Source organism: Bradyrhizobium sp. SZCCHNPS1003 (genome assembly GCF_032381555.1).
GTDB lineage: Bacteria > Pseudomonadota > Alphaproteobacteria > Rhizobiales > Xanthobacteraceae > Bradyrhizobium.
This window is the reverse complement of record NZ_JAUHIU010000029.1, coordinates 35,898-47,307: the sequence shown is the minus strand read 5'-3', so window position 1 is coordinate 47,307 and position 11,410 is coordinate 35,898. Positions and strand designations below refer to the sequence as shown.

General features: G+C 65.6%; 9 protein-coding genes. 6 read left to right on the top strand and 3 right to left on the bottom strand.

Annotated elements, in window-relative coordinates; genetic code table 11:
* Positions 1–707: 707 nt before the first annotated feature.
* Entirely contained in the window at positions 708–1,538 is an 831-nt protein-coding gene (locus tag QX126_RS31760) for an alpha/beta hydrolase (RefSeq protein ID WP_315786334.1), read from the bottom strand.
* A gap of 397 nt (positions 1,539–1,935) precedes the next feature.
* Here QX126_RS31760 and parC point away from each other — a divergent pair, with 397 nt between their 5' ends.
* From parC to QX126_RS31735, 5 genes are all read left to right on the top strand, one after another.
* Complete coding sequence (gene parC / locus QX126_RS31755; protein WP_315740238.1) at positions 1,936–4,188, top strand: DNA topoisomerase IV subunit A; 2,253 nt, start codon at positions 1,936–1,938, stop codon at positions 4,186–4,188.
* Positions 4,189–4,271: 83 nt separating this feature from the next.
* Positions 4,272–5,234, top strand: a complete 963-nt coding sequence (locus QX126_RS31750) for a cation diffusion facilitator family transporter (protein WP_315786330.1) — start codon at positions 4,272–4,274, stop codon at positions 5,232–5,234.
* 206 nt (positions 5,235–5,440) lie between these two features.
* Positions 5,441–5,845 (top strand): arsenate reductase (glutaredoxin), encoded by a 405-nt coding sequence (gene arsC / locus QX126_RS31745; RefSeq protein WP_315786327.1) that lies wholly within the window; start codon positions 5,441–5,443, stop codon positions 5,843–5,845.
* A 37-nt stretch (positions 5,846–5,882) separates the two neighbouring features.
* Positions 5,883–7,157, top strand: a complete 1,275-nt coding sequence (locus QX126_RS31740) for an adenylate/guanylate cyclase domain-containing protein (RefSeq protein ID WP_315786325.1) — start codon at positions 5,883–5,885, stop codon at positions 7,155–7,157.
* Between the two features lie 62 nt (positions 7,158–7,219).
* Positions 7,220–7,654 carry a universal stress protein gene (locus QX126_RS31735; RefSeq protein WP_315740234.1) on the top strand — a complete coding sequence of 145 codons (435 nt, stop codon included), beginning with the start codon at positions 7,220–7,222 and terminating at the stop codon, positions 7,652–7,654.
* Here QX126_RS31735 and QX126_RS31730 read toward each other — a convergent pair.
* Positions 7,651–8,877, bottom strand: a complete 1,227-nt coding sequence (locus tag QX126_RS31730; protein ID WP_315740233.1) for an MFS transporter — start codon at positions 8,875–8,877, stop codon at positions 7,651–7,653. The genes QX126_RS31735 and QX126_RS31730 overlap by 4 nt on opposite strands.
* A 102-nt stretch (positions 8,878–8,979) precedes the next feature.
* Positions 8,980–9,768 (bottom strand): class I SAM-dependent methyltransferase, encoded by a 789-nt coding sequence (locus QX126_RS31725; RefSeq protein ID WP_315775170.1) that lies wholly within the window; start codon positions 9,766–9,768, stop codon positions 8,980–8,982.
* Between the two features lie 203 nt (positions 9,769–9,971).
* Between QX126_RS31725 and QX126_RS31720 the strand changes: the two genes are divergently transcribed.
* On the top strand, positions 9,972–11,348 hold the full coding sequence (locus tag QX126_RS31720) for an Nramp family divalent metal transporter (RefSeq protein WP_315786322.1): 1,377 nt from the start codon (positions 9,972–9,974) through the stop codon (positions 11,346–11,348).
* The last annotated feature ends 62 nt before the right edge of the window (positions 11,349–11,410 follow it).

Below are 11,410 nucleotides of genomic sequence, written 5' to 3'. Positions count from 1 at the left end.
TTGAACGGCCGATTCGTCATGCCCCCAAATCTTACCGTGAACACTGAGTTCTTGCCCAGCCTCGTCGGGCAAATCAGGACGATGTTTCCCGGCATCCCGCCGCCACATGAGGGGCGCATCGCGATCGTCACGAGACGTAGGAAGCGGGGAGCGGTGGCCTGTCGGATCGCAGCGTGCATGTGCGCGCGGACGAACGTGTCCGGCAGGACGAGGAAATCGCAGCGTCCTGGCGCCCCGATGCTGGCGCCAAGTCCGTGGGTGATGATCCCAGGGGCGACGGTGGCTCACAAGCCGGACACCGGGGAGACTGCGTATAACTCGTAAGCCCATCGCACAGGGAGGGCCGGGTCGTCCGGCTGACCTGTGGTACCTGCCGCCTGCATTTTTTTTCGCAGGCGGGCCACGGGCCTCAGTCGAGGTCCGGCCTTCCCTGTGCCCTCTGTTCGAAGAGGGTAATCGATCTTGATAGCTCGGGCGCGGATCGCGTCGCGAGAAGGCAGGACGACGTCTCCAACGCGGAAATTGAGATAGTGGATCAATGGTAGCCCCGAACTCGTCGTGCCCGGGCTTGTCCCGGCCATCCACGTCGTTCGGCGTGTGCAGTGCTGCGTGGATGGCCGGGACAAGCCCGGGCACGACGAGCAAGATTTGAGATCTATCGCTTCATCGGCATCGGAATGCGCATTCGGCGAAGTGCAATGATCGAGCTACCCCTTGATGAAGGCCAGCAGGTCGGCATTGATCACGTCGGCATGCGTGGTCGCCATACCGTGCGGAAAGCCCGGATAGGCCTTCAAGGTCCCATGCCTCAACAGCTTGATGCTGATGCGCGCGGAATCGTCGATCGGGACGATCTGGTCGTCCTCGCCGTGCATCAGCAGCACCGGCACGTCGATCGCCTTCAGGTCCTCGGTGAAGTCGGTCTCCGAGAACGCCTTGATGCAATCGTAATGGGCCTTGGTGCCGCCCATCATGCCCTGGCGCCACCAGTTGCGGATCACGCCTTCGGAGACCTTGGCACCGTCGCGGTTGAAGCCGTAGAACGGGCCGGTCGGAATATCGAGGAAGAATTGCGCGCGGTTGGCGGCGAGCGCCGTGCGGAAGCCGTCGAACACCTCGATCGGCAGTCCGCCGGGATTGCTCGCCGTCTTCAGCATGATCGGTGGTACCGCGCCGAGCAACGCGGCCTTGGCGACGCGGCCCTTGCCGTGCTTGGCGACGTAGCGCGCGACCTCGCCGCCGCCGGTGGAGTGGCCGACATGGATCGCGTCTCGCAGGTCGAGCTTCGCGGCAAGCGCAGCGACATCGGCGGCGTAGGTGTCCATTTCATTGCCGGTCTCCGTCTGGCTGGAGCGGCCGTGACCGCGCCGGTCGTGCGCGATGACGCGAAAACCCTTGTCGAGGAAGAACAGCATCTGCGCGTCCCAATCGTCGGACGACAGCGGCCAGCCGTGGTGGAAGACGATGGGCTGGCCCGATCCCCAGTCCTTGTAGAAGATCTGCGTGCCGTCCGATGTCGTCACGAATCCTGAGCCCATGGAGCATCTGCCTTTCTCACTGGATGGGATCTGCCGCGTTCAAGGCGCGGCGCGATGGCTCTCCTCGCAGGGCTGTTGCGCCGGCGAGGATGAGCGCCGTCACCTTAGCGACGGCGGGTGACGATCTCAGCTACACAGACTCGTGTGCGACATCGTTGCACCTCAACGGGACGCGGGTCGGCTGCTCAATCCGTGAGCGTTGCGACATGCGTCGGCGTCAGGTGAACTGCATGATTTTCGGGCCGGGTTGCGGTTCCGCGGCCGAAGTCCCGGCTTTTTCCTCGGGGAACCGGGCAGGGCCGACATTGCGCCCCAGCGCATCATCGCATAAAGCCTGTTCCCAAATCGTTCACGCTAGCTCAGGCTCAAGGGCTAACCCACTGAAAGCTCAACGCGAATGGGAAAATCACTGATTCCGCCGGAACCAGCCGAGATTCACGAGGTGACGCTCCGGGATGCGCTGGAAGAGCGCTATCTCGCCTACGCGCTCTCGACCATCATGCACCGCGCACTGCCGGACGCGCGCGACGGCCTCAAGCCCGTGCACCGGCGCATCCTCTACGGCATGCGGCTGCTGCGGCTCGACCCGGGCACGGCGTTCAAGAAATCCGCCAAGATCGTCGGCGACGTGATGGGCTCGTTCCATCCGCATGGCGACCAGGCGATCTACGACGCGATGGTGCGCCTCGCGCAGGATTTTTCCTCGCGCTATCCGCTGGTCGACGGCCAGGGCAATTTCGGCAACATCGACGGCGATAATCCGGCAGCCTACCGCTACACCGAAGCGCGCATGACCGATGTCGCGCGGCTGCTGCTGGAAGGCATCGACGAGGACGGCGTCGAGTTCCGGCCGAACTATGACGGCCAGTCGAAGGAGCCGGTCGTACTGCCCGGCGGCTTCCCGAACCTGCTGGCCAACGGCGCCCAGGGCATCGCGGTAGGCATGGCGACCTCGATTCCGCCGCACAATGCCGCGGAGCTCTGCGACGCCGCGCTGCATCTGATCGAGAAGCCTGACGCCAAGTCGCGCGCGCTGCTGCGCTGGGTGAAGGGGCCGGACTTCCCGACCGGCGGCACCGTGATCGATTCCAAGGAGTCGATCATCGAGGCCTACACCACCGGCCGCGGCTCGTTCCGTGTCCGCGCCAAGTGGAAGCAGGAGGAGGGCAACCGCGGCACCTGGATCGTCGTCATCACCGAGATTCCCTATCTCGTGCAGAAGTCACGGCTGGTCGAGAAGATCGCAGAGCTGCTCAACGAGAAGAAGCTGCCGCTGGTCGGCGACGTCCGTGACGAGTCGGCCGAGGACGTGCGGCTCGTGATCGAGCCGAAGTCGAAGAACGTCGATCCGGCGCTGATGATGGAATCGCTGTTCCGGCTCACCGATCTCGAGAGCAAGATTCCGCTGAACCTCAACGTGCTGATCAAAGGCCGCATCCCCAAGGTGGTGGGCCTGGCCGAGTGCCTGCGCGAATGGCTCGACCATCTGCGCGACGTGCTGCTGCGGCGCTCGAACTACCGCAAGAAGCAGATCGAGAACCGGCTGGAGATTCTCGGTGGCTATTTGATCGCCTACCTCAACATCGACGAGGTGATCAGGATCATCCGCACCGAGGACGAGCCCAAGCCGGTGCTGATGAAGACGTTCAAGCTCACCGAGGTGCAGGCCGAGGCCATCCTCAACATGCGCCTGCGTAGCTTGCGCAAGCTCGAGGAAATGGAGATCCGCACCGAGGACAAGAATCTGCGCGGCGAGCTGAAGGGCATCAATGCGCTGCTCGGATCCGAGGAGCTGCAATGGGCCAAGGTCGGCGAGCAGGTCAAGACGGTCCGCGACATGTTCGGGCCGAAGACGCCGCTCGGCAAGCGCCGCACCAATTTCGCCGACGCGCCCGAGCACGATCTCGCCGCTATTGAAGAAGCCTTCATCGAGCGCGAGCCGGTCACCGTCGTCGTCTCCGACAAGGGCTGGGTGCGCACCTTGAAGGGCCACGTCGCCGACCTGTCGAACCTGCAGTTCAAGACCGACGACCAGCTCGGCCAGGCGTTCTTCGCCGAGAACACCTCCAAGGTGCTGCTGTTCGCCAGCAACGGCAAGTTCTACTCGCTGGACGTCGGCAAGCTGCCCGGCGGGCGCGGCCACGGCGAGCCGATCCGCATGTTCATCGATCTCGACCAGGACGCTTCGATCGTGTCGATGTTCGTCAACAAGGGGGAGCGCAAGTTCCTCATTGCCGCCTCGGACGGTCAGGGCTTCGTGGTCAAGGAGGAGGATTGCGTCAGCAACACCCGCAAGGGCAAGCAGGTGCTCAACGTGACCGCGCCGGCGGAAGCGCGCGCGATCACGACGGTCGCGGGCGATCAGGTCGCGGTCATCGGCACCAACCACAAGATGGTGGTGTTTGGGCTCGACCAGGTGCCGGAGATGGCGCGCGGCCGCGGCGTCCGGCTGCAGAAATACACCAGCGCGCAGCTCTCCGACGTCACCACCTTCGAGCAGAAGCAGGGACTGGCCTGGAAGGATTCCGCCGGCCGCGACCAGGGGCTGAGCTGGAAGGAGCTCGCCGACTACCGCGGTAACCGCGCCGATGCCGGGCGCATCGCGCAGGGGCTGCCGAAGTCGAACAAGTTCAACCGGCCGATCGAGTAGCGACGTAATAGTATCCGTCGAGCGGCCGTCTATATCAGACAGCGGGCGATCGCGAGGCGCGCGATCGCCCGGGGGCACGTTGGATGGCGCACTCGCATTCTCATCATCACGGCGATGACCATTCCCATGATCATGGCCTCTCACATACCCACGGCCATGCCGGCCACAGCCATGCGCCGGTGAGCTTTGGTTCGGCCTTTGCGATCGGCGTGTCGCTCAACACGGCCTTCGTCATCGCGGAGCTTGTGTTCGGCTATGCCGCGCATTCGCTGGCACTGATCTCGGACGCCGTCCACAATCTGTCCGACGTGATGTCGCTGCTCCTGGCCTGGGGCGCCCTATGGCTGGCGGGCCGGCGGCCGACCGACCGCCATACCTACGGCTATCGCCGCGCCTCGATCCTGGCGGCGCTGATCAATGCGGGGCTGCTGCTGGTGGTGGTCGGCGGCATCGCCGTCGAGGCGCTCGATCGCCTGCGCAATCCGGGCGAGGTGGCCGGCACCACCGTGCTGTGGGTCGCCGCGCTCGGCATCGCCATCAACGGCGCCACCGCGATGATGTTCATGCGCGGCCGCGACACCGACCTCAACATTCGCGGCGCCTACCTGCACATGGCCGCCGATGCCGCCGTGTCGTTCGGCGTGGTGGTGGCGGCGCTGGTCACGATCTGGACGGGGTGGCTGTGGATCGATCCGGTGGTCAGCCTGGTCATCGCGCTCGTCGTGCTCCTGAGCGGCTGGGATCTCGCCCGCGACAGCGTCAATCTGGCGCTCGACGCCGTGCCGCGCGACATCGCGCTTCCGGAGGTGCGCGAATATCTCGCCTCCCTCGACGGCGTCAGCGAGGTGCACGACCTCCACATCTGGGCGATGAGCACCAACGAGACCGCGCTGACGGCGCATCTGGTACGGGCAGGCGGAACGGATGATGCATTCCTGCATCGCGTCTGCGCCGAGCTGTCACATCGCTTCAACATCCAGCATCCGACCCTGCAGATCGAGGCCGATGGCTGCGCCTGCAAGCTCGCTCCTGCCGACGTGGTGTGAGCCGCGATGGGTCAGCTCCCGCCAGCCAGTCTGCACAGCGCGCCGGCGATTTCCCTCGACCGGCGGAGTTCCCATTCCGGCCGGCGGCGGCGCCGTGATAACAGTGACCATTTCCCGCATCGCGGCCGCACCATCAGGGACACGATGCGTGGGGTGAGACGCATGGCACGGGAATGTGCCTTTGGAACGCAACGACTGGACAGCCCATGCCCGTGACGATCTTTCACAATCCGGCCTGCGGCACGTCGCGCAACACGCTCGCGATGATCCGCGCCTCGGGTGAGGAGCCTGAGGTGATCGAATATCTGAAAAGCCCGCCGAGCCGCGAGCAACTGATTGCGCTGATCAACGCGATGGGCGTCAAGGTGCGCGACGTGCTGCGCGAAAAGGGCACGCCCTATGCCGAGCTTGGGCTGGGCGATTCCAAATGGGCCGACGACCAGCTGATCGAGGCGATGCTCGCGCATCCGATCCTGATCAACCGGCCGATCGTGGTGACCAGCAAGGGCGCGCGGCTTTGCCGCCCGTCCGAGCTTGTGCTCGACCTGCTCGATCATCCCGTCTCCTCCTTCACCAAGGAGGACGGCGAGGTGGTGAGCCGGCCTGCCTGAAGCTTTCCGGATCGTGACGCGTTGGTGAGCTGAAACCATGGATACGGCGACCCGTCTCGAAGTGGCGAACTGGCTCGTGGCTCAGAGCCTGACCGGCATGCCGGAAAATGAGATCCTGCGCGGCTTCTGCGAGCGCTGCCGCGTGGCCGGGCTTGAATTGTCGCGCAGCCTTGCGATCATCGATACGCTGCATCCGATTTTCGAGGGGCGTGGCTTCCGCTGGAACGATTTCGACACGAACGAAGCCGACAGCTTTGAATATGGCTCCAGCAATGAGGGAGAGGCGGCACAGAATTGGCGGCGCTCGGTCTTCCACCACATGCTGGAGAACGGCCATGACGAGTTCAGCATCGACTTCACGAATTGTGCGCATCTCGATTTTCCGGTCATCGAGGAGCTTTCCGCCCAGGGACATCGGCACTATCTCGCCTTCGTGCACCGGTTCGGGGAAGCCGGCACGCTCGGCCAGATGGACTGCTTCTATTCCAACTGGCTGACGCGACGTGACGGCGGCTTCACCGACACGCAGGTCGGCGCATTGCGCGACCTGGTCCCGCTGCTCGCGCTGACGATCAAATCCGCGCAGCAGGTCGATATCGTGCGAACCCTTGGCCGCGTCTATCTCGGCCGCGATGCGTCGGAGCAGGTGCTGCGCGGCCGGATCTCCCGCGGTGTCACCGAGCGCATCAATGCGGTGCTGTGGTTCTCCGACCTGCGCAGTTCGACCGCGATCAGCGAGAGCATCTCGCCGGACGAGATCATCCCGCTGCTCAACGACTATGCGGAGGCATCGATCGACGCGATCTACGAGTCGGGCGGCGACGTGCTGAAGCTGATCGGCGACGGCGTGCTGGCGATCTTCACCGGCGGCGACATGGCCTCGGCCCGTCACGCTGCGCTGCGCGCCGAGCATCGCTTTCGGCTGAACATCATGAAGCTGAACGCGCGGCGCGCCGGCGAGGGACGGCCCGTCACCTCGGCCTATGTCGGCCTGCATGTCGGCGAGGTGTTCTACGGCAATATCGGCAGCGAGGACCGGCTCGACTTCACCGTCGTGGGACCGGCCGTCAACGAGGTCAGCCGCATCGCCTCGATGTGCCGCTCGGTCGATCGCGAACTGTTGGCATCCTCCGAGTTCTGCGAGGGGCTCGACGACGAAGGTCGCCGCTATCTGGTGTCGACCGGACGCTACGCGCTGCGCGGCATCGGCCGCGCGCAGGATCTCTTCACGCTCGATCCGGAACTTGCCGGCAGCGCATCGGCCACGCGGGCCTACGAGAACTACCTGGCGGACGAGATGTCGCACCCTTGACCCACGTCAATGCCCCGCAGAAGCGAGTCTGCCCAGCATCCTCTGCCGGGAGGTGAAAGCTCATGTACAAACATATTCTGCTGCCGACCGATGGGTCCGACCTTTCCAAGGCCGCAATCAAGCACGGTATCGCGCTCGCCAAGGCGACCGGGGCCAGGGTCACGGCGCTGGTGGTGTCGACGCCGCTGCATTCGCTGGTCGTCGATCCCCACGCTGCGACCAAGGCGCTTGCGCAATACAAGTCGCTGGTGGCCGATCAGACCGCGAAATACCTCGATCATGTGAAGGACGACGCGGAGCAGGCCGGCGTCGCCTGCGCCACGCTCTGCGTCGAGCACGACAAGCCCTATGAGGCGATCGTCGAGACCGCGCGCAAGCAGCATTGCGATCTGGTGCTGATGGCCTCGCATGGGCTGCGCGGCGTCTCGGCGATCCTGGGCAGCGAGACCTTGAAGGTGCTGACGCATTCGACCGTGCCGATCCTGGTCTATCGCTAGGCGGGCTGCGGCTCCGGCTGGCGCGCGATCGCGACGACCGGCGAGGCGAGGATGACGAGCGCCTGCAGGCCGAAGATGGCGGCGACGAGGTAGAGACACATGTCGGCGCCGTAACGGCCGCCGACGACCGCGCCGAGCAGCGAGCCCAGCGGACGGGCGCCATAGCTCAGGATGTTGATGGCCGACACCCGCCCGAGCAGGCCCGCCGGCGTCACCGACTGCCGCAGCGTCGTGGTCGAGATCACCCAGAGGATCGGCCCAGCGCCGAGCAGGAAGAAGCTGAGGGCGGCAAGGTAGGGCGAGGGGACGAACGTGGTCAGTGCCATGATGAGCGCCGCGGCGAAGCCGGTGACGGGGCCGAGCCCGATGACGGTGCCGAACGGCAGCCGCCGCATGATGCGCGTCGCCAGCAGCGCACCGCACACCATGCCGACGCCGAACATCGACAGCACCGTGCCGACGCCTCCCGCCGACAGGCCGAGCCGGTGCACCGCATAGGGCACGAACACCGCGAGCAGCAGGAAATGCGCGGTGTTGAAGATGAACTGGGTGACGAACACCGGCCGCAGCAGCGGATGATGCAGCACGAAGGCGGCGCCTTCGCGGATGTCGGCGAGCGGATGGCGGCGCGGCACCGGCGCACGGGCGGGCTCGGCGATGCCGGCCAGGCACATGGCTGCGATCAGCGAGAGCGCCGCGGCGCAGCCGAAGGCCGGAGCGCCGCCGATCCAGCCGACCAGCATGCCGCCCAGCGCGGGCCCGGTGGCAAAGGCGATGGTGCGGGCAAGCTCGATGCGCGCATTCGCGGACGCCAACTGGGCCGGGGCGACGAGGCTCGGCACCAGGGCAGGCGCTGCGACGCTGAACACGACCGTGCCGCACACCGCCGCGAATCCGAGCGCCGCCAGCAGCGGCAGCGTGAGCGCGCCGGACGCGAAGGCGATGAGGATCGCGAGCAGCGCGAGCGCGCGAAGCGTCTCTGCCAGGGCCATCAGCAGCCGTCGCGACATCCGGTCGGCGAGCAGCCCCGCAGGGATCGCGAACAGCACGAAGGGAGCGGTCAGCGCCGTCTGCAGCAGGCCGGTCGCGCCCTCGCCAACGCCGAGTGCGAGCACCGCGACGATCGGTGCTGCGGCGAGCGCGATCTGCTCGGCCGATTGCGCGGTGAGGTTCGACCAGGCGAGGCGGTGGAAGCCGGCGGGCAGGGCGGGAGAAGGAGGCATGAAGAGGAACCTGATGTGATGATGCGGCCATCATCACCACGCCGCCTCCTTGCGCCCACCCGCTTCCTGATCTCCGGTATCGGCCGTCGTGCTGCGGACGGCCTATGCCGCGGTCGGTGCCTCGGCCAATCCCCATTCCGGGGGCAGCGTGCGGAACGCCAGATGGGTGCCGGCATTCAGCGGCGCCGTCTTGAATCCGAACCGGTGCCAGGCCAGCGCCAGCGCATGCTGGGTGTAGATCGAGATGTGGCCGTTGCGCGGCGCGATGTACCACCAGGACATGCCCTGGCTGTCGAAGTCGTCCGGCTGGGTCAACGTCGAGTAGAACACCGCGCCCGGTTCGGCCACGCAGGCCGCCATGGCTCCGATCGTCGCCAGCGGATCGGGCACGTGCTCCAGCGTCTCGAAGCAGGTGACGAGATCGAACTTGCGATCGGGGCGGGTGGCGTGCTCGGCCACCATCGGATCATAGGTGACCGCTTCCGCAAAGCCTTGAGCACGCAGGCCGGTGCAGAACACGTCGTTGCCGCCGCCGAAGTCGAGCACCCGCATGCCGGCCTTGTGTGGCGCCCAGAAGCGGGCGACGGCCGCCGCATTGTCGGTCGGGCGCTTGACCCGATAGTCGGGATCCACGGCTTCGTAGCCGTCGTTGTAGATGTGGGTCTTGAACTGCTCGATGCTCCAGTCGTCGAAGGCGTCGGTGAACAGAAAGCCGCAGTCCGCGCAGCGCCGGTAATAGATGGGCACACCCGAGAGCGGCGCGCGATACGCATGCGCCGTCTGGCATGGGCGGTTCATGTCGACGACGCCGTAGAGGTCGGCAGGACCGTCGCAGATCTTGCAAGGAACAGGCGCGTTGGAGATCGGTCGGAGGCCAAGGTGGGCAGACATGTTGGATCCGGTCAGTGGGGAGACGGGGACCCGGCCGCGCCGATTCGTGTGTGCTTCAGGCGCTCTCGCGAATCGGCAAGGGCGAGCAGCTGCCATGATGGAATGGTATTGGATTAATACCAACGCTCGCGGGCACCAGCCTGCAGCGCTCCTCTACTTGCAAATCAGTTGCATTAAAGGTCGGTTTCGTTCAGGATAGCGGAATGGACGCAAAACCGTCAGATCTTTCGCAACTGCAAGCCTTGGTTCAGCCCAGCGACAGCCGCTCCGGCTGGCGCGGTGAGCGCGGTGAGCCCTCTCTCGGCGACATGTTCGCGACGGTGCGAACCGCAACCAAGGGGTCGCTCTGGCGAAAGCTGCTCGCCTTTCTCGGACCCGGCTATCTGGTCGCGGTCGGCTACATGGACCCCGGCAATTGGGCGACCTCGCTCGCCGGCGGTGCCAAGTTCGGCTACGTGCTATTGTCGGTCGCGCTGCTGTCCAACCTGATGGCGATCGTGCTGCAGTCGCTATGCACCCGGCTCGGCGTCGCCACCGGCCGCGACCTGGCCCAGGCGTGCCGCGATTCGACGCCGCGCTGGGTCTCGTTGCCGCTGTGGCTGTCGGCGGAGATCGCGATCACGGCCACCGACCTCGCCGAGGTGATCGGTACTGCGATCGGTCTCAGCCTGCTGTTCGGGCTGCCGCTGTCGATCGGCGTCTGCGTCACCGCGCTCGATGTCTTCCTGATCCTGGCGCTGCAGGCCTTCGGCTTCCGTTGGATCGAGGCGTTCGTGGTCGCGCTGCTCGGCATCATCGCGCTGTGCTTCGCGATCCAGATCGCGATGGCGCAGCCGGACTGGGCCGAGGTGGTGAAGGGCTTCGTCCCCAGCGGACAGCTGGTCGCCAACCCGGAGATGCTCTATCTGGCGCTCGGCATTCTCGGCGCCACCGTGATGCCGCACAATTTGTATCTCCACTCCGGTCTGGTCCAGACCCGCGGCTACGGCGACAGCCCAGAGGACAAGCGCGAGGCGATCACGCTCTCCACGATCGATTCGACCATCGCGCTGTGCCTTGCGCTGACCATCAACGCCTCGATCCTGATCCTGGCGGCGGCGACGTTCCACCGGACCGGACAACGCGACGTCGCCGAGCTTGATCAGGCGCATTCCTTCCTGGCGCCGCTGCTCGGGTCGACGCTGGCACCGACGCTGTTTGCGATCGCGCTTTTGTGCTGCGGCCTGAATTCGACGATCACCGCGACCCTGTCCGGTCAGATCGTGATGGAAGGCTTTCTTCACTGGCGGATCGCGCCCTGGCTGCGCCGGCTGATCACCCGCATGATCGCAATCGTGCCGGCCGTGGTGGTGACGATCTGGGCCGGCGAGAAGGCGACCGGGCAGCTCCTGATCCTCAGTCAGGTCGTGCTCAGCCTGCAACTGCCGTTCGCGATCGTGCCGCTGGTGCTGCTCACCGCGAGCCGGGCCAAGATGGGGCAGTTCGTGGCGCCGCGCTGGCTGACGGCGCTCGCGACCTTGATCGCGGTGGTGATCATCGCGCTCAATACCAAGCTGGTGTGGGATCTGGCCACGGGATGATGAGGAGAGGCGAATAGCGAAGGGGAAAAGCGAATAGGGACGTTCGAAGCGCTCTATTCGCT

What these genes read in the sequence shown, in the direction of transcription:
- QX126_RS31750 (WP_315786330.1), top strand. Translation starts at nt 4,272, where the DNA reads ATGGCGCACTCGCATTCTCATCATCACGGCGATGACCATTCCCATGAT.
- QX126_RS31740 (WP_315786325.1), top strand. Translation starts at nt 5,883, where the DNA reads ATGGATACGGCGACCCGTCTCGAAGTGGCGAACTGGCTCGTGGCTCAG.
- QX126_RS31725 (WP_315775170.1), bottom strand. Translation starts at nt 9,768, where the DNA reads ATGTCTGCCCACCTTGGCCTCCGACCGATCTCCAACGCGCCTGTTCCT.
- QX126_RS31760 (WP_315786334.1), bottom strand. Translation starts at nt 1,538, where the DNA reads ATGGGCTCAGGATTCGTGACGACATCGGACGGCACGCAGATCTTCTAC.
- arsC (WP_315786327.1), top strand. Translation starts at nt 5,441, where the DNA reads ATGCCCGTGACGATCTTTCACAATCCGGCCTGCGGCACGTCGCGCAAC.
- parC (WP_315740238.1), top strand. Translation starts at nt 1,936, where the DNA reads ATGGGAAAATCACTGATTCCGCCGGAACCAGCCGAGATTCACGAGGTG.
- QX126_RS31735 (WP_315740234.1), top strand. Translation starts at nt 7,220, where the DNA reads ATGTACAAACATATTCTGCTGCCGACCGATGGGTCCGACCTTTCCAAG.
- QX126_RS31730 (WP_315740233.1), bottom strand. Translation starts at nt 8,877, where the DNA reads ATGCCTCCTTCTCCCGCCCTGCCCGCCGGCTTCCACCGCCTCGCCTGG.
- QX126_RS31720 (WP_315786322.1), top strand. Translation starts at nt 9,972, where the DNA reads ATGGACGCAAAACCGTCAGATCTTTCGCAACTGCAAGCCTTGGTTCAG.